Origin of the sequence: Streptomyces spiroverticillatus (assembly GCA_014650415.1) — a bacterium.
GTDB lineage: Bacteria > Actinomycetota > Actinomycetes > Streptomycetales > Streptomycetaceae > Streptomyces > Streptomyces spiroverticillatus.
Genome location: BMUX01000001.1, coordinates 782668 through 804237, shown reverse-complemented (window position 1 = coordinate 804237; position 21570 = coordinate 782668). Strand labels below are relative to the sequence as shown.

19 protein-coding genes are annotated in these 21570 nt (G+C 69.5%); 17 read left to right on the top strand and 2 right to left on the bottom strand.

Annotated features, from left to right (window positions below; translation table 11 throughout):
- Positions 1-70: 70 nt before the first annotated feature.
- Complete coding sequence (locus IE269_RS03710) at positions 71-622, bottom strand: GNAT family N-acetyltransferase (RefSeq protein WP_189821190.1); 552 nt, start codon at positions 620-622, stop codon at positions 71-73.
- A gap of 105 nt (positions 623-727) precedes the next feature.
- On the opposite strand from IE269_RS03710, the gene IE269_RS03705 reads away from it, so the two are divergent.
- The 3 genes from IE269_RS03705 (at position 728) to IE269_RS03695 (ending at position 3812) form a co-directional block, all read left to right on the top strand.
- Positions 728-2023: a geranylgeranyl reductase family protein gene (locus IE269_RS03705; RefSeq protein WP_189821189.1), complete on the top strand. Its 1296-nt coding sequence runs from the start codon at positions 728-730 to the stop codon at positions 2021-2023.
- A gap of 204 nt (positions 2024-2227) precedes the next feature.
- Positions 2228-3142 carry a threonine/serine dehydratase gene (locus tag IE269_RS03700; protein WP_189821188.1) on the top strand — a complete coding sequence of 305 codons (915 nt, stop codon included), beginning with the start codon at positions 2228-2230 and terminating at the stop codon, positions 3140-3142.
- Between the two features lie 70 nt (positions 3143-3212).
- Complete coding sequence (locus IE269_RS03695; RefSeq protein WP_189821187.1) at positions 3213-3812, top strand: TIGR03086 family metal-binding protein; 600 nt, start codon at positions 3213-3215, stop codon at positions 3810-3812.
- A gap of 63 nt (positions 3813-3875) precedes the next feature.
- Here the strand turns inward: IE269_RS03695 and IE269_RS03690 are convergent, their stop codons facing one another.
- On the bottom strand, positions 3876-4706 hold the full coding sequence (locus IE269_RS03690) for a C40 family peptidase (RefSeq protein WP_189821186.1): 831 nt from the start codon (positions 4704-4706) through the stop codon (positions 3876-3878).
- 790 nt (positions 4707-5496) lie between these two features.
- Between IE269_RS03690 and IE269_RS03685 the strand changes: the two genes are divergently transcribed.
- The 14 genes from IE269_RS03685 to nuoN are packed head-to-tail and all read left to right on the top strand — an operon-like array spanning position 5497 to position 21444.
- The gene (locus IE269_RS03685) at positions 5497-5856 is read left to right on the top strand and encodes an NADH-quinone oxidoreductase subunit A (protein WP_189821185.1); all 360 of its coding nucleotides are present in this window, start codon (positions 5497-5499) and stop codon (positions 5854-5856) included.
- 18 nt (positions 5857-5874) lie between these two features.
- Positions 5875-6429, top strand: coding sequence for a NuoB/complex I 20 kDa subunit family protein (locus IE269_RS03680; RefSeq protein ID WP_018528252.1), 555 nt, complete (start codon positions 5875-5877; stop codon positions 6427-6429).
- Positions 6426-7142 (top strand): NADH-quinone oxidoreductase subunit C, encoded by a 717-nt coding sequence (locus IE269_RS03675; RefSeq protein ID WP_189821184.1) that lies wholly within the window; start codon positions 6426-6428, stop codon positions 7140-7142. Before IE269_RS03680 ends, IE269_RS03675 begins: the two co-directional genes overlap by 4 nt.
- Positions 7139-8470, top strand: coding sequence for an NADH-quinone oxidoreductase subunit D (locus IE269_RS03670; RefSeq protein WP_189821183.1), 1332 nt, complete (start codon positions 7139-7141; stop codon positions 8468-8470). Before IE269_RS03675 ends, IE269_RS03670 begins: the two co-directional genes overlap by 4 nt.
- Positions 8471-8487: 17 nt before the next feature.
- On the top strand, positions 8488-9318 hold the full coding sequence (gene nuoE, locus IE269_RS03665) for an NADH-quinone oxidoreductase subunit NuoE (RefSeq protein ID WP_438817525.1): 831 nt from the start codon (positions 8488-8490) through the stop codon (positions 9316-9318).
- A complete protein-coding gene (nuoF, locus tag IE269_RS03660) occupies positions 9318-10679 on the top strand; it encodes an NADH-quinone oxidoreductase subunit NuoF (RefSeq protein WP_189821181.1) in 1362 nt (453 codons plus the stop codon). Before nuoE ends, nuoF begins: the two co-directional genes overlap by 1 nt.
- On the top strand, positions 10676-13186 hold the full coding sequence (locus tag IE269_RS03655; RefSeq protein ID WP_189821180.1) for an NADH-quinone oxidoreductase subunit G: 2511 nt from the start codon (positions 10676-10678) through the stop codon (positions 13184-13186). Before nuoF ends, IE269_RS03655 begins: the two co-directional genes overlap by 4 nt.
- On the top strand, positions 13183-14544 hold the full coding sequence (gene nuoH, locus IE269_RS03650; protein WP_189821179.1) for an NADH-quinone oxidoreductase subunit NuoH: 1362 nt from the start codon (positions 13183-13185) through the stop codon (positions 14542-14544). The genes IE269_RS03655 and nuoH overlap by 4 nt, the downstream gene beginning before the upstream one ends.
- Entirely contained in the window at positions 14537-15187 is a 651-nt protein-coding gene (gene nuoI / locus IE269_RS03645; RefSeq protein ID WP_189821178.1) for an NADH-quinone oxidoreductase subunit NuoI, read from the top strand. The genes nuoH and nuoI overlap by 8 nt, the downstream gene beginning before the upstream one ends.
- Positions 15184-15996, top strand: coding sequence for an NADH-quinone oxidoreductase subunit J (locus IE269_RS03640; protein ID WP_189821177.1), 813 nt, complete (start codon positions 15184-15186; stop codon positions 15994-15996). Before nuoI ends, IE269_RS03640 begins: the two co-directional genes overlap by 4 nt.
- Entirely contained in the window at positions 15993-16292 is a 300-nt protein-coding gene (gene nuoK / locus IE269_RS03635; protein WP_189821176.1) for an NADH-quinone oxidoreductase subunit NuoK, read from the top strand. The genes IE269_RS03640 and nuoK overlap by 4 nt, the downstream gene beginning before the upstream one ends.
- 15 nt (positions 16293-16307) lie before the next feature.
- Positions 16308-18203: an NADH-quinone oxidoreductase subunit L gene (nuoL, locus tag IE269_RS03630; RefSeq protein ID WP_189821175.1), complete on the top strand. Its 1896-nt coding sequence runs from the start codon at positions 16308-16310 to the stop codon at positions 18201-18203.
- Positions 18204-18208: 5 nt separating this feature from the next.
- Positions 18209-19783, top strand: a complete 1575-nt coding sequence (locus IE269_RS03625) for an NADH-quinone oxidoreductase subunit M (RefSeq protein WP_189821174.1) — start codon at positions 18209-18211, stop codon at positions 19781-19783.
- The gene (gene nuoN / locus IE269_RS03620) at positions 19780-21444 is read left to right on the top strand and encodes an NADH-quinone oxidoreductase subunit NuoN (protein ID WP_189821173.1); all 1665 of its coding nucleotides are present in this window, start codon (positions 19780-19782) and stop codon (positions 21442-21444) included. The genes IE269_RS03625 and nuoN overlap by 4 nt, the downstream gene beginning before the upstream one ends.
- The last annotated feature ends 126 nt before the right edge of the window (positions 21445-21570 follow it).

Here is a 21570-nt window from a genome sequence, read left to right as displayed (position 1 = left end):
GACGGGGCCCCCGGCCGAGCTCCCACCGGCCGCACCCGGTGCAAGGAGCCAAGCCGGACCGTACGCCCGACTAGAGCGACAGCCGGAAGCAGCGGCCGGACCGCTCCGGCTCCGCCCCCGTCGCCGGGACCACGAAGGTCTCCGCCGGGCGCATCCCCAGCTTCTCCGTCACCGCGATCGACCGCGCATTGCGCGCATCCACCACCGCCACCACCTCCGGCACCCCCGCCGCCCGCACCCGCGCCACCGCCTCCTGCGCCGCCGCGAACGCATAGCCCCGGCCCCAGAACTCCCGCCCCAGACGCCACCCGATCTCGATCTCGCCGACCGGCCCGTAGTGCGTGCGCGGCCACGGCTGCGCGCCCGTGAAGCCGATCACCCGGTCGTCCTCGTCCAGCAGCGTCCACAGGCAGTAGCCCAGTTCGGCGTCGTGCTTGCGCTGGCGGGCCGTCAGCTCCTCGTAGACCGAGACCCCCGAGGGCCGGCCGCCGAAGAACTCCATGACCTCCCGGTTCTTGAACGCGTCGTACCAGCCGTACGCGTCCTCCTCGACCGGCACCCGCAGCCGCACGGTCGGCAGCGGTCGGGACAGTTCGGAGGCCACAGGTGGCGTGAGGGTCATGAGGGCAGCCCTTCAGATGATGGAGGAGTACGCCCCCATAGACTGCCCGGTGGCCCGTGCCGTCAAGGCACAACATCAACATCGAGTCTTACGGGAGACCCCGCCGTGACCGAGCCCGCGACCTCGACCCCTTCCGAACACACCGCAGATGTGATCGTCGTCGGGGCCGGACCCGCCGGCTCCGCCACCGCGTACTACCTGGCCAAGTCCGGCCTGGACGTACTCCTCCTGGAGAAGACCGCGTTCCCGCGCGAGAAGGTCTGCGGCGACGGGCTCACGCCCCGTGCCACCAAGCAGCTCGTGTCGATGGGCATCGACATTTCCGAAGAGGCCGGGTGGCTGCGGAACAAGGGGCTGCGCATCATCGGCGGCGGGCAGCGGCTCCAGCTCGACTGGCCCGAGCTGGCCTCGTACCCCGACTACGGACTCGTCCGCAAGCGTGACGACTTCGACGAGCAGCTCGCCCGTCAGGCCCAGAAGGCGGGCGCGCGGCTGTACGAGCGCTGCAACGTGGGCGCTCCGATCCTCGACAAGCGCACCGGGCGCATCACGGGCGTCGAGGCGAAGCTCGGGGAGGAGAAGCTGCCCGTCACCTTCCACGCCCCGCTCGTCGTCGCCGCCGACGGCAACTCGACCCGGCTGTCCCTCGCCATGGGCCTGCACCGGCGCGAGGACCGCCCGATGGGCGTCGCGGTACGGACGTACTTCACCTCCCCGCGACACGACGACGACTACCTCGAATCCTGGCTGGAACTGTGGGACCGGCGCGGCCCCCAGGACCGTCTCCTCCCCGGCTACGGCTGGATCTTCGGCATGGGCGACGGGACGTCCAACGTCGGCCTCGGCATCCTCAACTCCTCGAAGGCGTTCAAGGAGCTGGACTGGAGGGAGGTGCTGAAGGCGTGGTGCGCCTCGATGCCGGAGGAGTGGGGGTACACCCCCGAGAACATGACCACCCCCATCCGGGGCGCCGCCCTCCCCATGGCCTTCAACCGTCAGCCCCACTACACCAAGGGACTTCTCCTGGTCGGTGACGCGGGCGGCATGGTCAACCCGTTCAACGGCGAGGGCATCGCCTACGCGATGGAATCCGGCCAGATCGCGGCGGACGTCATCGTCCAGGCGCATGCCCGAGCCACCCCCGCCCAGCGCGAGATGGCGCTCGCCCGCTACCCCCAGGTCCTCAAGGACACGTACGGCGGCTATTACACGATGGGCCGCGCCTTCGTGAAGCTCATCGGCAACCCGAAGATCATGAAGCTCGCGACGGAACGCGGCCTGACCCACCCCATCCTGATGCGCTTCACCCTGAAGATGCTGGCCAACCTGACCGACCCGACGGGCGGCGACGCGATGGACCGCATCATCAACGGCCTCGCCAAGGTGGCCCCCAACTCCTGACCCGGCTCGTCCCCTTGGGTGCCCACCCTCCCGCTTCCGCCGCCGTCCCCTTGGGCGGCGGGGCCGCCCCCCGGGGGGCGGGACGGGCGGGCAAGGGGGCGGCCCGCCCGATCCGGGCCCGGGGGCGGCACCGGCCCCCACGCGCACCCCCGGCACCGGAAGCCCGCGCCCCCGGCCCACAGTTGTCCCCCCCTGGAGCCCCCCATGACCCCGCCCCTCACCCCCGGTGAGATCAAAGTCGCCGCCGAGCGCATCTCCGGCCGCGTCCGGGAAGTCACCGTCGCCCCCGTCGGCGACGACCGCCACCTCGCCCTCGAATTCCTCCAGCACACCGGCAGCTTCAAGGCCCGCGGCGCGCTGAACTTCCTCCTCGCCCACCGGGAGTCCCAGAGCCTCCCCGACGCGGGCGTCACCATCGCCTCCGGCGGCAACGCCGGTCTCGCCTGCGGCTGGGCCGCCCGTGAGCTGGGCGTGCGCGCCACCGTCTTCCTGCCCGAGAACGCCCCGCCCGTGAAGGTCGAGCGGCTGCGGTCGTACGGCGCCGAGGTACGGCTCGTGGGGGAGCGGTACGACCAGGCCCGCGCCGCCTGCGCGGAGTTCGCGGCGGAGTCCGGGGCGCTGGCCTCGCACGCGTACGACCATCCGCTGATCTCGGCGGGCGCGGGCACCCTGACCGAGGAGATCCTGCGACGGATTCCGGGAGGCATCGACACGATCGTGGTGTCGGTGGGCGGCGGCGGGCTCTTCGCCGGGGTCGCGACGGCCGCCCTGGAGGCCGGCGTACGGGTCGTCGCCGTCGAGCCGGAGAACTGCCGGGCGCTCAACGCCGCCCTGGAGGCGGGCCGTGTCGTGGACGTGCCGGTGGAGTCCGTCGCCGCCGACTCCCTCGGCGCGACCCGCGTCTCGCAGGACGCGCTGGCGGTGGTCGGCCGCGAGGGAGTGCGCTCCGTCCTCGTGTCCGACGAGGCGATCGTGGCGAGCCGGCAGCGGCTGTGGGACGAGCACCGGATCGCCGTCGAGCACGCGGCTGCGACGGCCATGGCGTACGTGCCCGAGGCGGGGGAGCGCACCGCCGTCGTGCTGTGCGGGGCGAACACCGGGCTCGGGAATCTGGGGTAGTCAGGGGCAAGTCCGTTACGGGGCGGGGGAATTGCGGGCGGGGGCGTGCTCGCGCCCGTAGGTTGGCGCCATGACCTCGAACCAGTGGGACCTGCTCGACCAAGCGCACCAGGCCATCCGCACCGCCGCCGTCCGCGTGGCGGCGCACCAGTGGACCGCCCCGACGCCCTGTTCCGAGTGGAACGTCGCCCAGGTGCTCCGGCACGCGGCCGGCGACCAGCTCGCGTACGCCTCGAAGATCACCGGCGGGGAGGGGCCGGGCTTCGACCCCTTCGCCCCGGACGCGGCGGCGTTCGGCGGGGAGAGCTCCGCCGCCGCCCTGCTCGATCCGGCGCTCAGCCGCACCGCCGAGGCCTTCGCCGGGGTCAAGCCCGGTGAGAGTGCGGTGCCCGTGCCGCTGCCGCCGTTCTCGCTGACCGCCGAACTCGCGGTCGGCGCCGCCGCGCTGGACGCTGCCGTCCACGCCTGGGACATCGCGGCCGCCACCGGCCGGCCGTCCCCGCTGACCCTGGACCTGGCCCGCGCCCTGCTGCCGGTCGCCCACGCGCTTGTGGAACCGCTGCGCGGGTTCGCCTTCGCGGCGGCCGTCGAACCGGCGGAGGGCGCGGACGACGTGGCCGTGCTGCTCAACCACCTCGGGCGGCGGGCCGACTGGGCCGCCCGGGACTGACGTACGACGAAGGGCCGTCGTTCCCGAGCGGGGGAACGACGGCCCTCGGCCGAAGAGTGGTGCTCAGAGCACGCGCACGGCGCCGGTCGGCGGGTCGTACGACAGCGGACGCTCGACGACGCCCGTGCCCGAGTTCTGCGCGCCGACGAAGTTGCCGCCGCCCACGTAGATGCCCACGTGGTACGCGCTGCCCGCGCCGCCCCAGTACAGGATGTCGCCCGGCTGGAGGTTGTTCAGGCCGACCTGCTTGCCGAAGGTCGACTGGCTCTGCGAGACGCGCGGCAGGTCCACACCGATGGTGCGGAACGCGGCCTGGGTGAGGCCCGAGCAGTCCCACGCGTTCGGGCCGGTGCTGCCCAGGACGTACGCGTCGCCGACCTGCGCCCGCGCGAACGCGATCACGGCGGCGGCGCTGCCGGTGGCGGTCGACTTGGAGGAAGAGGCGGAGGAAGAGGAGTAGGAGCTCAGGTCGGAGCGGTCCGAGGAGCGCGAGGCGCGCTCTTCGGCAGCCTTCTTCTCGGCCTTCTCGCGGGCCTCTGCGGCCTTCTTCTCGGCCTCCGCCTTGCGGTCCGCCTCGGCCTTGGCCTTCTTGGCGTCCTTCATGGCGGTCTCGGCGGCCGCCTCCTGGCGGGCCTGCCGGTCGTACTCGAAGGCGATCTGCTGGGTCGCCTCGGCAGCGGTGCTGACGGTGGAGGCGGGCTTCGCGGCGGCGGCGTCGGTCAGCGTCGGCATCTCGACGGTGGTCTCGTGCACCGGGTCGGCGTTCGCCGGAGCCGCCGCACCAGCAACCGCGATGGTGCTGAGGACGCCACCGGCAACTCCGGCACGGAGCGCCATCTTCGAGGCGCTGCGGCGGGGCTTCCGGTGGCTGGGTATGTGAGCGGTGTGGGACATGAGAACAACCGCTATCAGAGGTAACGACTCGGCATCAAGAAACGTGGTGTCCGCCACAGTTGCCGAAATGCGGCTCGAATTCGGCCTCCGCGCCGCCTTATTGACGCCGTAACGGGCAAAACGGGCATCGATGATCAACGCTGTGATCATGGGTTTTCCGCGATACGTCCGAATTGCCCCGACGCCTACCATCCGTTCACACGCATGGCCAAGCCCGCTTTCCCGACGCATTGTTGAGCGTGACGCAGGTCACACCGCGGGCGGGCAACGGGGAGTTGGCCGACGGAGTCGCCCGCCGGCTCGCGCGTTCGTGAACGCGTGCACGTGTCCACCCGCCTCCGCGGACCCCCTCGCGCGGGTGAGTTCGAGTGGCCGATGGCCGCGGACGGGCGCACCTCGGGGCCTTATCACGCGCGAGCGTCCAGTTCCAATTTGCTTGCAGCGACCACCTCTTGATAGAGCGACACGCCTTCCACCAGCGACAACGCCACCGAATGTCACGTCAGGTGATCACTTGCGCGCTTCCGGTACGTAGATCACCGCTCATCCGGCTTCATGATCCTTCGTCAGGTGGTGGAGATCACAAAGTCGTTGTCGTACCCCGTGTCGCAGATCACAGACCGGCAGGCATAGGATGCGGGGCAGTCAGGCTTGTGAACTGCCTCACATATCCGCGATCTTCATACGGTTCTTCCGCGGAGAACGGCGAGGCGCACCGGCCCCCCGCTCCGGGGCAGGCACGAGCCCGGCGCGGTCCAACGGTCAAGGACGACTGGAAGGAGCGAGGAGGGTGAATGCTTACGCGCCCATCCTTGTGCTCGGCGCCCTCGGGGCAGGGTTTGCGATCTTCTCCGTGGTCATGGCCACGCTTATCGGCCCCAAGCGCTACAACCGGGCGAAGCAGGAAGCGTACGAGTGCGGCATCGAGCCCACACCGACGCCCGCCGGCGGCGGGCGCTTCCCCATCAAGTACTACCTGACGGCGATGCTGTTCATCGTCTTCGACATCGAGATCGTCTTCCTCTACCCCTGGGCGGTCTCCTTCGACGCCCTGGGGATTTTCGGGCTCGTCGAGATGCTCCTCTTCGTGCTCACCGTTTTTGTCGCGTACGCGTACGTATGGCGTCGCGGCGGCCTGGAATGGGACTGAGGGGCTGAGGGATCACCCATGGGACTCGAAGAGAAACTGCCGAGCGGATTCCTGCTCACCACCGTCGAACAGGCCGCTGGCTGGGTGCGGAAGTCCTCCGTCTTCCCCGCCACCTTCGGCCTCGCCTGCTGCGCCATCGAGATGATGACGACGGGCGCGGGCAGGTACGACCTGGCCCGCTTCGGCATGGAGGTCTTCCGCGGCTCACCGCGCCAGGCCGACCTGATGATCGTGGCCGGGCGGGTCAGCCAGAAGATGGCGCCCGTCCTGCGACAGGTCTACGACCAGATGCCGAACCCCAAGTGGGTCATCTCCATGGGCGTCTGCGCCTCGTCGGGCGGCATGTTCAACAACTACGCCATCGTGCAGGGCGTCGACCACATCGTGCCGGTCGACATCTACCTCCCCGGCTGCCCGCCGCGCCCCGAGATGCTGATGGACGCGATCCTCAAGCTCCACCAGAAGATCCAGTCCTCCAAGCTCGGCGTGAACGCGGAGGAAGCGGCCCGCGAGGCGGAGGAGGCGGCCCTCAAGGCGCTCCCCACGATCGAGATGAAGGGGCTGCTGCGGTGAGCGAGCGAGACGAGAGCGCGACGAACGGCGTGCCCGCCCCGCGCGACGCGGGCGGCGAGGTGCTCCGCACCCGCAAGGGCATGTTCGGCGCCAACAACGGCGGTGACACGACCGGGTACGGCGGTCTCGTACGGACCGTCACCTTCCCCGGCGAATCGTCCCGCCCCTACGGCGGCTGGTTCGACGAGGTCGCCGACGAGCTGGAGGGCGCGCTGGAGGAGCAGGACCTGCTGCCTTCGAACGCCATCGAGAAGACGGTCGTCGATCGCGGCGAACTCACCTTCCACATCGCCCGCGAGCACCTGCTCCAGGTGGCCCGCACCCTCCGCGACGACCCGGCCCTCCGCTTCGAGCTGTGCACGGGTGTCAGCGGCGTGCACTACCTCGAAGACAAGGGCCGCGAGCTGCACGCGGTGTACCACCTGCGCTCGCTCACCCACGGCCGGCTCATCCGGCTCGAAGTCAGCGCCCCCGACGCCGACCCGCACGTCCCCTCGCTGGTCTCGGTCTACCCGACCAACGACTGGCACGAGCGCGAGGCGTACGACTTCTTCGGCCTGATCTTCGACGGCCACCCCGCCCTGACCCGGATCATGATGCCGGACGACTGGCAGGGCTTCCCGCAGCGCAAGGACTACCCCCTCGGCGGCATCGCCGTCGAGTACAAGGGCGCCCAGATCCCGGCTCCGGACCAGCGGAGGTCGTACTCGTGACAACTCCCCCCTCTTCCGCATCCGCCCGCGAAACCACCGAGGGCACCGTCTACACGGTCACCGGCGGCGACTGGGACGAGGTCGTCCAGTCCGCGGTCAAGTCCGACGACGAACGCATCATCGTCAACATGGGCCCCCAGCACCCGTCCACGCACGGCGTGCTCCGCCTGATCCTGGAGATCGACGGCGAGACCGTCACCGAGGCCCGCTGCGGCATCGGCTACCTCCACACCGGCATCGAGAAGAACCTCGAATTCCGGAACTGGACGCAGGGCACCACCTTCGTCACGCGCATGGACTACCTGACGCCGTTCTTCAACGAGACGGCGTACTGCCTGGGCGTCGAGAAGCTCCTCGGCATCACCGACCAGATCCCGGACCGGGCCAGCATCATCCGCGTCCTGCTGATGGAGCTGAACCGGCTCTCCTCGCACCTGGTGTGCATCGCCACCGGCGGCATGGAGCTCGGCGCGACCACGATCATGATCTACGGCTTCCGGGACCGCGAACTCATCCTGGACGCCTTCGAGCTGATCACCGGTCTGCGCATGAACCACGCGTTCGTCCGCCCCGGCGGCCTCGCCCAGGACCTCCCGCCGGGCGCCATGGACAAGCTGCACGAGCTGCTGAAGACCATGCGCAAGAACCTGCCGGAGTACGACAAGCTCGCCACCGGCAACCCCATCTTCAAGGCCCGCATGCAGGACGTCGGCTACCTCGACCTCACCGGCTGCATGGCGCTGGGGGCCACCGGCCCGGTGCTCCGCTCCGCCGGTCTCCCGCACGACCTGCGCAAGACCGACCCGTACTGCGGTTACGAGACCTACGACTTCGAGGTCCCCGTCGCCGACACCTGCGACTCCTACGGGCGCTTCCTGATCCGGCTCGAAGAGATGCGCCAGTCCCTCGACATCGTCGAGCAGTGCCTGGAGCGCCTCAAGAAGCCCGGTGACGTCATGGTCGCGGACAAGAAGATCGCCTGGCCCGCCCAGCTCGCCATCGGCGCGGACGGCCTCGGCAACTCCCTCGACCACATCAAGAAGATCATGGGCACCTCCATGGAGGCCCTGATCCACCACTTCAAGCTGGTCACCGAGGGCTTCAGGGTCCCGGCCGGCCAGGCGTACGCGGCCGTCGAGTCCCCCAAGGGCGAACTCGGCGTGCACGTCGTCTCCGACGGCGGCACCCGCCCCTACCGGGTCCACTTCCGCGACCCGTCCTTCACCAACCTCCAGGCCATGGCGGCGATGTGCGAGGGCGGCCAGGTCGCCGACGTCATCGTCGCCGTCGCGTCCATCGACCCCGTGATGGGAGGCGTCGACCGATGACCGATGTGTCACTGGGCATGCCCCAACTGCCCGCCCCCGCCTACCCGGACGAGGTCCGGGCCCGCCTGGAAGCGGACGCGAAGGAGGTGATCGGCCGCTACCCCGACAGCCGCTCCGCGCTGCTGCCGCTGCTGCACCTCGTGCAGTCCGAGGAAGGCTACGTCTCCCGTACGGGGATGCAGTTCTGCGCGGAGGTGCTGGGCCTGACCACCGCCGAGGTCACCGCCGTCGCCACCTTCTACACCATGTACCGGCGCAAGCCGTCCGGCGACTACCAGGTCGGCGTCTGCACCAACACCCTGTGCGCGGTCATGGGCGGCGACGCCATCTTCGACGAGCTGAAGAGCTACCTCGGGGTCGGCAACAACGAGACCACCGGCGACGGCAAGGTCACCCTCGAACACATCGAGTGCAACGCCGCCTGCGACTACGCCCCCGTGGTGATGGTCAACTGGGAGTTCTTCGACAACCAGACCCCGGAGTCGGCGAAGAAGCTCGTCGACGACCTGCGCTCCGGCCGCCCCGTCGAGCCCACCCGGGGCGCCCCCCTGTGCTCGTACAAGGAGACCGCCCGCATCCTCGCCGGCTTCCCCGACGAGCGCCCCGGCGCGGTCGAGGCCTCCGGCGGCGCCGGGCACGCCTCGCTGCTGGGGCTCAGGCTCGCCAAGGGCGAGTCGCTGGGCCAGCCCCGCGTCGTATCGCCGCGCGGTGAAGCCAAGCAGGAGGCGCCGCAGGGCGGTTCCGGTCACCTCAGCTCGCACGACGCACCCCAGCCCACCTCGGCCTCCGACCCGGCCGCGGCACCCGAGCAGCACCCGGCAGGACCCTCGTCCGAGGAGGGGGAGTGATGACCTTGGCAGCCGAGATCAACAGCAACGGCAACGGGGACAGCCCGGAGAAGCTGCTCTCACCCGTCCTCTCCGCCTTCTGGGACGACCCCAAGTCCTGGACCCTGGAGACCTACCGCAGGCACGAGGGGTACGAGGGTCTGCGCAAGGCCCTCGCGATGACCCCGGACGACCTCATCGCGTACGTGAAGGAATCCGGACTGCGCGGGCGGGGCGGAGCCGGATTCCCCACCGGAATGAAGTGGCAGTTCATTCCGCAAGGAGATGGCAAGCCGCACTATCTCGTTGTCAACGCCGACGAATCGGAGCCGGGGACCTGCAAGGACATCCCGCTCCTCTTCGCGAACCCGCACAGCCTCGTCGAGGGCATTGTCATTGCGTGTTACGCGATCCGTTCGAATCACGCCTTCATTTATCTGCGCGGAGAGACCGTCCCCGTGCTGCGCAGGCTGCACGAGGCCGTGCGGGAGGCGTACGAGGCCGGATACCTCGGCGAGAACATCCTCGGCAGCGGACTCGATCTCGAACTCACCGTGCACGCGGGGGCGGGTGCGTACATCTGCGGAGAAGAGACCGCGCTGCTCGACTCGCTCGAAGGCCGTCGCGGCCAGCCCCGGCTGCGTCCTCCTTTCCCTGCGGTCGCCGGGCTCTATGCCTGTCCCACTGTTGTTAACAACGTCGAGTCGATCGCATCCGTTCCCGCAATCCTCAACAAGGGCAAGGATTGGTTCCGTTCGATGGGGAGTGAGAAGTCTCCGGGCTTCACGCTGTACTCCCTGAGCGGGCACGTCGCCAATCCCGGCCAGTTCGAAGCCCCCTTGGGTATCACGCTGCGCCAACTGCTCGACATGAGCGGCGGAATGCGCGCCGGGCACCGGCTGAAGTTCTGGACGCCGGGCGGCTCCTCCACCCCGATGTTCACGGACGAGCACCTCGACGTACCGCTTGACTACGAGGGTGTCGGCGCCGCCGGTTCCATGCTCGGTACCAAGGCGCTCCAGTGCTTCGACGAGACGACCTGCGTGGTGCGCGCCGTCACCCGCTGGACCGAGTTCTACGCCCACGAGTCCTGCGGCAAGTGCACGCCCTGCCGCGAAGGCACGTACTGGCTGGTGCAGTTGCTGCGTGACATCGAGGCCGGCAAGGGCCAGATGTCGGACCTCGACAAGCTCAACGACATCGCCGACAACATCAACGGCAAGTCCTTCTGCGCGCTCGGAGACGGTGCGGCCTCGCCGATCTTCTCCTCGCTCCAGTACTTCCGCGAGGAGTACGAGCAGCACATCACCGGCAAGGGCTGCCCCTTCGACCCCGCCAAGTCGACCCTGTGGGCCGACAAGCACCTGGAGGTGAACGCATGACCGTCACGACAAACAGCGCGCCCTCCGGGGGCGGCGAGGCGGCGGTCCCCCGGGAGGATCTCGTCTCCCTGACCATCGACGGCATCGAGATCAGCGTCCCCAAGGGCACCCTGGTCATCCGCGCCGCCGAACTCCTCGGCATCGAGATCCCCCGGTTCTGCGACCACCCCCTCCTCGACCCGGCCGGCGCCTGCCGCCAGTGCATCGTCGAGGTCGAGGGCCAGCGCAAGCCGATGGCCTCCTGCACCATCACCTGCACCGACGGCATGGTCGTCAAGTCGCAGATCACCTCGCCGGTCGCCGACAAGGCGCAGCGCGGCGTGATGGAACTGCTGCTGATCAACCACCCGTTGGACTGCCCGGTCTGCGACAAGGGCGGCGAGTGCCCCCTCCAGAACCAGGCCATGTCGCACGGCGACCCGGACTCCCGCTTCGAGGGCAAGAAGCGGACTTACGAGAAGCCCGTCCCGATCTCCACCCAGGTGCTCCTGGACCGCGAGCGCTGCGTGCTCTGTGCACGCTGCACCCGGTTCTCGAACCAGGTGGCGGGCGACCCGATGATCGAGCTGATCGAGCGCGGCGCGCTCCAGCAGGTCGGCACCGGCGAGGGCGACCCGTTCGAGTCGTACTTCTCCGGCAACACGATCCAGATCTGCCCGGTGGGCGCGCTGACCTCGGCCGCGTACCGCTTCCGCTCCCGGCCCTTCGACCTGGTGTCGACGCCTTCCGTGTGCGAGCACTGTGCCGGTGGCTGTGCCACCCGCACCGACCACCGGCGCGGCAAGGTCATGCGGCGCATGGCCGCCGAGGACCCGGAGGTCAACGAGGAGTGGCTGTGCGACAAGGGCCGCTTCGGCTTCCGCTACGCCCAGCGGCCGGACCGGCTGACGACTCCTCTCGTACGGAATGCCGAGACCGGTGAACTGGAGCCCGCGAGCTGGCCGGAGGCCCTGGCCGCTGCGGCGAAGGGGCTGTCCGCCGCGCGCGGTCGCGCCGGTGTGCTGGCCGGTGGCCGGCTGACGGTGGAGGACGCGTACGCGTACGGCAAGTTCGCCCGTATCGCCCTCGACACCAACGACGTCGACTTCCGCGCCCGCGTCCACAGCAGCGAGGAGGCCGACTTCCTGGCCTCCCGCGTCGCCGGACGCGGCCGCGACCTCGACGGCACGGGGACGACGTACACCACCCTGGAGAAGGCTCCGGCGGTGCTGCTCGCCGGGTTCGAGTCCGAGGAGGAGGCGCCCGGCGTCTTCCTGCGGCTGCGCAAGGCCCACCGCAAGCACGGCCAGCGCACCTTCGCCCTCGCCTCGCACGCCACCCGGGGTCTGGAGAAGGCGGGCGGCACGCTGCTGCCCGCCGCCCCCGGCACCGAGACCGAATGGCTCGACGCGCTGGCCGGGCACGCGGGCCTGGAGGGCGACGGGGTGCGCGCGGCCGACGCGCTGCGCGAGCCCGGTGCGGTGATCGTGGTCGGCGAGCGGCTGGCCGGTGTGCCGGGTGCCCTGACCGCTGCCGTACGGGCCGCTTCGGCGACCGGCGCGGAGCTGGTGTGGATTCCGCGCCGGGCCGGAGAGCGCGGGGCCGTCGAGGCGGGCGCGATTCCGTCGCTGCTGCCCGGCGGGCGGCCCGCGATCGACCCCCGGGCGCGCGAGGAGGTCGCCTCCGTGTGGGGTGTGGCCGAACTCCCGCACCGGTACGGGCGCGACACCGGCCAGATCGTGGAGGCCGCCGCGACCGGCGAACTCCTCGCGCTGGTCGTCGCGGGCGTCGACCCGGCGGACCTGCCCGACCCCGCGCGTGCGCGCACCGCGCTCGACGAGGTGCGCTTCCTGGTGTCGCTGGAGCTGCGGCCCAGCGAGGTCACCGCCAAGGCCGACGTCGTCTTCCCGGTGGCCGCGGTCGCCGAGAAGCCCGGCACCTTCCTCAACTGGGAAGGCAGGGCGCGGATGTTCGAGGCCGCGCTGAAGCCGGAGCAGATGACGCGCCGCCTGGCACCGAGCGATTCGCGGGTGCTGCACATGCTGGCCGACGAAATGGACGTGCACTTCGCGCTGCCGGATCTGAAGTCCGTGCGGCGGGAGCTGGACCGGCTCGGCGCCTGGGACGGACCGCACGCCTCCGTTCCGCTGGAGACCTCCCGGCCGCTTCCCCGAGCGGGTGCCGGAGAGGCCGTCCTCGCAGGTCACCGGATGCTGCTCGACCAGGGCAAGCTCCAGGACGGCGACGAGGCCCTGGCCGGCACCCGGCACGCCGCCGTGGCCCGGCTGTCGGCCGCCACCGCCGCCGAGACCGGGGTCAAGCACGGCGACGTGCTGGCCGTCACCGGCCCGGCCGGAACCGTACAACTGCCGCTCCAGGTCAGCGCGATGCCCGACCGGGTCGTCTGGCTGCCGATGAACTCGGTGGGCGGCGGCGTCCTCTCCGACACCGGGGCGCGCCCCGGCCAGTTGGTCACCCTCGCGCCCGCTCGGAGCGCCGAGGCCGTTCCGACGGAGGTGACGGCATGACGACGTACACACTCGCGGTCGAAGACCTGTCCATGTTCGGCACGGACCCCTGGTGGCTCGTCGCGATCAAGGCCGTCTTCTGCTTCGCGTTCCTGATGGTGACCGTGCTGTTCTCCATCGTGTGGGAGCGCAAGGTCGTCGCCTGGATGCAGCTGCGCATCGGCCCCAACCGGCACGGCCCCTGGGGCATGCTCCAGTCGCTCGCCGACGGCGTGAAGCTGATGCTGAAGGAAGACCTCGTCGTCAAGCGCGCCGACAAGGTCGTCTACGTCCTCGCCCCGATCGTCGCGGCCATCCCGGCCTTCATGGCGATCGCGGTGATCCCCTTCGGGCCGCCCGGCAACGAGGTCTCGATCTTCGGCACCCGTACGACGATGCAGCTCACCGACCTGCCGATCGCGATGCTCTACATCCTCGCGGTCGCCTCCGTCGGCATCTACGGCATCGTCCTGGCGGGCTGGTCGTCGGGCTCCACGTACCCGCTGCTCGGCGGTCTCCGCTCCTGCGCGCAGATGATCTCGTACGAGATCGCCATGGGTGCGGCCTTCGCCTCGGTGTTCCTCTATTCCGGGTCGATGTCGACGTCCGAGATCGTGGCGCAGCAGCACGACAAGTGGTTCATCGTCGTGCTGCCGGTGTCCTTCCTGATCTACGTCGTGACGATGGTCGGCGAGACCAACCGCGCCCCCTTCGACATGCCGGAGTCCGAGGGCGACCTCGTCGGCGGCTTCAACACCGAGTACAGCTCGATCAAGTTCGCGCTGTTCATGCTGGCCGAGTACGTCAACATGGTCACCGTCTCGGCGGTCTCGGTCACCCTCTTCCTGGGCGGCTGGCGGGCCCCGTACCCGATCAGCAGCTTCTGGGAGGGCGCGAACCACGGCTGGTGGCCGATGCTCTGGTTCGTCCTCAAGGTGCAGTTGCTGCTGTTCTTCTTCATCTGGCTGCGCGGCACGCTGCCCCGCGTGCGCTACGACCAGCTGATGAAGCTGGGCTGGAAGGTCCTGATCCCGCTCTCGGTGGTCTGGCTGATGCTCGTCGCGACCATGCGGGCGCTGACCCGCGAGGGCGTCGAGTTCCGGTCGATCGTCTTCTACGTCGCCGGGGCCGTGCTCGCCGTACTGCTGATCTCGTACGTGTGGGAGATGTTCCGCCGCTCCAAGCACGAAGAGCCCGAGGACCAGGCGGCGTTCGACCCGATGGCCGGGGGATTCCCGGTGCCTCCGCTGCCCGGACAGACACTGCCGCCAGTGCCGCGAAGGCGGTCCCGGCAGGAGCGGGAGCTCGTTGTCAGTGGCGGCGGCAATACTGAGGGCATTGCTACTGAGAGTGACGGAAAGGAGGCTGACGGTGTCTGATGCAGCTTCCCGGGGCGAAGACCCCCGGACCCCCTGGCAGAACCCCGTGGCCGGCTTCGGCGTGACCTTCAAGGCCATGTTCAAGAAGCGGCTGACCGAGCAGTACCCGGAGACGCCGAAGGTGACGGCGCCGCGCTTCCACGGCCGTCACCAGCTCAACCGGCACCCCGACGGCCTGGAGAAGTGCGTCGGCTGCGAGCTGTGCGCCTGGGCCTGCCCCGCCGACGCGATCTACGTGGAGGGCGCGGACAACACCGAGGAGGAGCGCTACTCCCCGGGTGAGCGGTACGGCCGCGTCTACCAGATCAACTACGCCCGCTGCATCCTGTGCGGGCTGTGCATCGAGGCGTGCCCCACCCGGGCGCTCACGATGACCAACGAGTTCGAACTGGCCGACAGCAGCCGCGAGAACCTCATCTACACCAAGGAGCAGCTCCTCGCCGGGCTGACCGAGGGCATGGTCGACTCCCCGCACTCGATCTTCCCGGGCACGGACGAGCAGGACTACTACCGGGGGCTGGTCACCGAGGCCGCGCCCGGCACGGTCCAGCAGGTCGCCCTCAGCAAGGGGGAGCGGGTCCAGGAGGGCGCCTCCACCTTCGGCGAGGACGAGCCCGCCTCCAGCAAGGTGGTGGGAGCGTGAGCGCCCTCGCCGCTGCCGCCTCCACCGGTGAGGCCGTCCAGTTCTGGATCCTGGGGACGGTCGCCGTCGTCGGCGCGCTGTCCACGATCCTGATGAAGAAGGCCGTGCACAGTGCGCTGTGTCTCGCCGGGACTATGATCATCCTGGCGGTCTTCTACCTCGCCAACGGGGCGTACTTCCTGGGCATCGTCCAGATCGTCGTCTACACCGGCGCGATCATGATGCTGTTCCTCTTCGTGGTCATGCTGGTCGGTGTCACGGCGGCGGACTCCCTCAAGGAGACGCTGAAGGGCCAGCGCTGGCTGGCCGCCGGCTGCGGCATCGGCTTCGGGATCCTGCTCATCGCGGGCATCGGCAACGCCGGGATCAAGGAGTTCAACGGACTCGGCCAGGCGAACGCCGCCGGGAACGTCCAGGGCCTCGCCAAGCTGATCTTCACGGACTACGTCTTCGCCTTCGAGATCACCGGCGCCCTGCTCATCACCGCCACGGTCGGCGCGATGGTCCTCACCAACCGCGAGCGCACCGAGCGCGCCAAGACCCAGCGTGAACTGTCCGAGCAGCGCGTGCGCGAGGGCAAGCACCTCCCGCCGCTGCCCGCCCCCGGCGTCTACGCCCGGCACAACGCGGTGGACATCGCCGGTCTGCTCCCCGACGGCACCCCGTCCGAGCTGACCGTCATGCAGACGCTGCGCGAGCGCGGCCAGATCCGCGACGTGTCGACCGAGGCGCTCAACGACCTCAAGGCGCTGGAGCAGCGCTCCGAGGAGCGGCTCGGTCGCGACCGGGAAGAGGAGGCTGCGAAGTGAATCCGGTCAACTACCTCTATCTCGCCTCGCTGTTGTTCACCATCGGTGCGGCAGGGGTCCTGATCCGGCGCAACGCCATCGTCGTGTTCATGTGCGTCGAGCTGATGCTCAACGCCTGCAACCTGGCACTCGTCACGTTCTCCCGGATGCACGGCAATCTCGACGGCCAGATCATCGCCTTCTTCACGATGGTCGTCGCCGCCGCCGAGGTCGTGGTCGGCCTGGCGATCATCGTGTCGCTGTTCCGGTCCCGTCACTCGGCCTCGGTCGACGACGCCAGCCTGATGAAGCTGTAAGGGGCGCAAAGAATCGTGGAGAACCTGATCGCGCTGCTCGTCGCAGCGCCACTGCTCGGAGCGGCCGTACTGCTGTGCGGCGGCCGCCGGTTGGACCGAATCGGCCACTGGCTGGGCACCGTCCTCGCCGCCGGTTCCTTCCTGATCGGCGCCGTGCTCTTCGTCGACATGATCGGCAAGGGCGCCGACGACCGCGCCCTGCACCAGAAGCTGTTCAGCTGGGTGCCCGTCGAGTCCTTCCAGGCGGACATCGCCTTCCAGCTCGACCAGCTGTCGATGACCTTCGTCCTGCTGATCACCGGCGTGGGCACCCTGATCCACGTCTACTCCATCGGGTACATGGAGCACGACGAGCGCCGCCGGCGCTTCTTCGGCTACCTGAACCTCTTCCTCGCGGCGATGCTGCTGCTGGTCCTCGCCGACAACTACCTCCTGCTGTACTTCGGCTGGGAGGGCGTCGGTCTCGCCTCGTACCTGCTCATCGGGTTCTGGCAGCACAAGCCCAGCGCGGCGACGGCGGCCAAGAAGGCGTTCCTGGTCAACCGGGTGGGCGACATCGGCCTCTCGATCGCGATCATGCTGATGTTCACCACCTTCGGGACCTTCGCCTTCGGGCCGGTGCTGGAGGCCACGGGCGACACCGGTGAGGGCAAGCTCACCGCGATCGGCCTGATGCTGCTGCTCGCCGCGTGCGGCAAGTCGGCGCAGGTGCCGCTCCAGTCCTGGCTCGGCGACGCGATGGAGGGCCCGACCCCGGTCTCGGCCCTCATCCACGCGGCGACCATGGTCACCGCCGGTGTCTACCTGATCGTCCGCTCCGGAGCCATCTTCGACGCCGCGCCCACCGCCCAGTTGGTGGTCACCGTCGTCGGCGCGGTCACGCTCCTCTTCGGTGCGATCGTCGGTTGTGCCAAGGACGACATCAAGAAGGCCCTCGCCGGATCGACCATGTCGCAGATCGGCTACATGATCCTCGCGGCCGGACTCGGCCCGATCGGCTACGCCTTCGCGATCATGCACCTGGTGACGCACGGCTTCTTCAAGGCCGGGCTCTTCCTCGGTGCGGGCTCCGTGATGCACGGCATGAACGACGAGGTCGACATGCGCAAGTACGGCGGCCTGCGGAAGTACATGCCGGTCACCTTCATCACCTTCGGCCTCGGCTACCTGGCGCTCATCGGCTTCCCGGGCCTGTCCGGCTTCTTCTCCAAGGACAAGATCATCGAGGCGGCGTTCGCCGCGGGCGGCACCCAGGGCTGGATCCTGGGCGCGGCCACCCTGCTGGGCGCCGGACTCACCGCGTTCTACATGACGCGCGTGATGCTGATGACCTTCTTCGGCGAGAAGCGCTGGCAGCCCGACGCGGACGGCAACGAGCCGCACCCGCACGAGTCTCCGTCGTCCATGACGATCCCGATGATCGTGCTGGCCTTCGGGTCGGTCTTCGCCGGTGGCTTCTTCGGCATCGGCGACCGGTTCGTCAACTGGCTGGAGCCGGTGACGAAGTTCGAGCACCCGCACCCCCCGATCTCGATTCCCGTCATCACGGGCGCGACGATCGCGGTCCTGCTGCTCGGTGTGGCCGCCGCGTACCTCCAGTACGGCCGCAAGCCGATCCCGGTCGTCGCCCCGCGTGGCTCGCTGCTCACCCGGGCCGCCCGCCGCGACCTCCTCCAGGACGACTTCAACCACGTGGTCCTGGTCCGCGGCGGCGAGCACCTCACCCGCTCGCTGGTCTACCTCGACCACAAGGGCGTCGACGGCGTGGTCAACGGCACCGCCGCCGCCGTCGGCGGGCTCTCGGGCCGGCTGCGCAAGCTCCAGAACGGCTACGCCCGCTCGTACGCGGTCTCGATGTTCGGCGGTACGGCGATCCTCATCGCCGCGACCCTGCTGATGAGGGCGGTCTGATCACGATGTCCTTTCCCCTGCTCACCGCGACGGCGGTCCTCCCGGCGGCCGGTGCCATCCTCACCGCCGCCGTGCCGGCCGCCCGTCGCACGGCCGCCAAGTGGCTGGCGCTGCTGTTCTCGCTCGGCACGCTGGTGCTGGCCGCCGTCGTGCTCGTACGGTTCGAGCCCAACGGCGACCGGTACCAGCTCACCGAGTCCCACACCTGGATCAAGGACTTCGGCGTCCACTACGAACTGGGCGTCGACGGCATCGGGGTCGCGCTCATCGCGCTGACCGCGCTGCTGATCCCGTTCGTGATCGTCGCCGGCTGGAAGGACGCCGACCCCCTCGAAACCAAGGACAACAAGCGGTGGCGGCCCACCCAGGGCTTCTTCGCGCTGATCCTGATGGTCGAGGCGATGGTGATCATCTCCTTCGAGGCCACCGACGTCTTCCTCTTCTACATCTTCTTCGAAGCCATGCTCATCCCGATGTACTTCCTCATCGGCGGCTTCGGCGACCGCGCCCACAGCGGCACGGACGAGGCGGCGGCGACCCAACGGTCTTACGCGGCCGTGAAGTTCCTGCTCTACAACCTGGTCGGCGGGCTCATCATGCTCGCCGCGGTGATCGGCCTCTACACGGTCACCGGCACCTTCTCCCTCTCGGAGATCGCGGAGCTCCGCGCCAACGGCGGCCTGGAGATGTCGACCAACGTCGAACGCCTCCTCTTCCTCGGCTTCTTCTTCGCCTTCGCGGTGAAGGCCCCGCTGTGGCCGCTGCACACCTGGCTGCCGAACGCGATGGGGGAGGCCACCGCACCGGTCGCCGTCCTCATCACCGCGGTCGTCGACAAGGTCGGCACCTTCGCGATGCTGCGCTTCTGCCTCCAGCTCTTTCCGGAGGCCAGCAAGTGGGCGACGCCCGCGATCCTCGTCCTCGCACTGATCAGCATCGTGTACGGGGCGCTGCTCGCCGTCGGCCAGCGCGACATCAAGCGCCTGGTGGCGTACGCGTCCATCTCGCACTTCGGCTTCATCATCCTCGGCATCTTCGCGATGACCAGCCAGGGCCAGTCCGGCGCGACGCTGTACATGGTCAACCACGGCATCTCGACCGCCGCGCTGATGCTGGTCGCGGGCTTCCTGATCTCCCGGCGCGGCTCGCGGCTCATCGCGGACTACGGCGGGGTGCAGAAGGTGGCCCCGGTGCTCGCCGGCACCTTCCTGATCGGCGGCCTGGCGACGCTGTCGCTGCCGGGGCTCGCGCCGTTCGTCAGTGAATTCCTGGTCCTGGTCGGCGTGTTCGCCGCGTACCCGGTGGTCGGCATCATCGCGACCTCCGGCATCGTCCTCGCCGCGCTGTACGTCCTCGTGCTCTACCAGCGCACGATGACCGGCCCGGTGAAGGCCGAGGTCAGCGGGATGAAGGACCTCAAGGCCCGCGAGCTGACCGTGGTGGTCCCGCTGATCGTGCTGCTGATCGGGCTCGGCGTCTTCCCGAAGCCGCTGACCGACATCGTCAACCCGGCGGTCACCCACACCATGCACGACGTGAACAAGCAGGACCCCAAGCCTGAAGTGGAGGCCGCGAAGTGAGCACCGTATCCGTCCACAGCCTGTGGACGACTCTGGCGGCGGACACTCCTCCCGGCGGCGGGCTGAAGTTCCAGGCCCCGACCATCGAGTACGCCCAGCTCTCGCCGATCCTGATCATTGTCGGTGCCGCGGTCCTTGCGGTGCTGGTCGAGGCGTTCGTCCCGCGCAAGGGCCGCTACTACGCCCAGCTGTTCCTGTCCGTGGTGGCCATCGCCGCCGCGTTCGCGGCCATCGTCGGGCTCGCGGCCAGCGGGTTCGGCACCACCAAGGCGCACATCGCGGCCATGGGCGCGATCGCGGTCGACGGCCCGGCACTGTTCCTCCAGGGCACGATCCTGCTGGCCTCGCTGGTGGCCGTCTTCACCTTCGCCGAGCGCAAGCTCGACCCGGAGGCGCACGGCAACCGCGTGGACTCCTTCGCGGCGGACGCGGCGGCCGTGCCCGGCAGCGACGCCGAGAAGGCCGCGGTCAAGGCGGGCTTCACCACCACCGAGGTCTTCCCGCTCGCCCTGTTCGCGATCGCCGGTCTGCTCGCCTTCCCGGCGGCCAACGACCTGCTGACGCTGTTCATCGCGCTGGAAGTCTTCTCGCTCCCGCTCTACCTCCTGTGCGCCGTCGCCCGCCGCAAGCGGCTGATGTCGCAGGAGGCGGCCGTGAAGTACTTCCTGCTCGGCGCGTTCTCCTCGGCGTTCCTGCTGTTCGGCATCGCGCTGATCTACGGGTACGCCGGTTCCGTCTCGTACGCGAAGATCGCCGACGTGGTCGACGGCACGACCCAGCAGATCTCCCCGGCGCTCGCCGGGACCATGGGCAACGACGCGCTGCTGCTCATCGGCATGGCGCTGATCCTGATGGGCCTGCTCTTCAAGGTCGGCGCGGTCCCGTTCCACATGTGGACCCCGGACGTCTACCAGGGCGCCCCGACCCCGGTCACCGGCTTCATGGCCGCCGCCACCAAGGTCGCCGCCTTCGGTGCGCTGCTCCGTCTCCTGTACGTGGTCCTCCCGGGCCTCACCTGGGACTGGCGGCCGGTGATGTGGGGCGTCGCCATCGTCACCATGCTGGGCGGTGCGATCGTCGCGATCACCCAGACCGACATCAAGCGGCTCCTCGCATACTCCTCGATCGCGCACGGCGGGTTCATCCTCGCCGGTGTCATCGCGGCCACCCCCGACGGCATCTCGTCGGTCCTCTTCTACCTGCTCGCCTACTCCTTCGTGACGATCGGCGCGTTCGCCGTGGTCACGCTGGTGCGCGACGCGGGCGGCGAGGCGACGCACCTGTCGAAGTGGGCGGGCCTGGGCCGGCGCTCCCCGCTGGTCGCGGCCGTCTTCGCGGTGTTCCTCCTCGCCTTCGCGGGCATTCCGCTGACCTCCGGGTTCGCGGGCAAGTTCGCGGTCTTCAAGGCGGCGGCGGAAGGCGGCGCGGGCGTCCTGGTCGTGGTGGGTGTGCTGTCCTCGGCGGTCGCCGCCTTCTTCTACATCCGGGTCATCGTCCTGATGTTCTTCAGCGAACCGAAGGCGGACGGCCCCACGGTCGCCGTGCCCTCGGTGCTGACGACGACCGCGATCGGAGTGGGTGTGGCGGTGACGCTGGTGCTCGGCGTCGCCCCGCAGTACTTCCTCGACCTGGCCAACCAGGCGGGCATCTTCGTCAGGTAACCGCTGTTACGGTCCGTGACCGCCGCCCGGCATCCCTTCGAGGGGTGCCGGGCGGCGGCTTTTGGTCCCGGTTGTCAGTGCGTGCCCCTACCGTGGTGGGAGGTGGCGATACGGAAATGGGGGAAC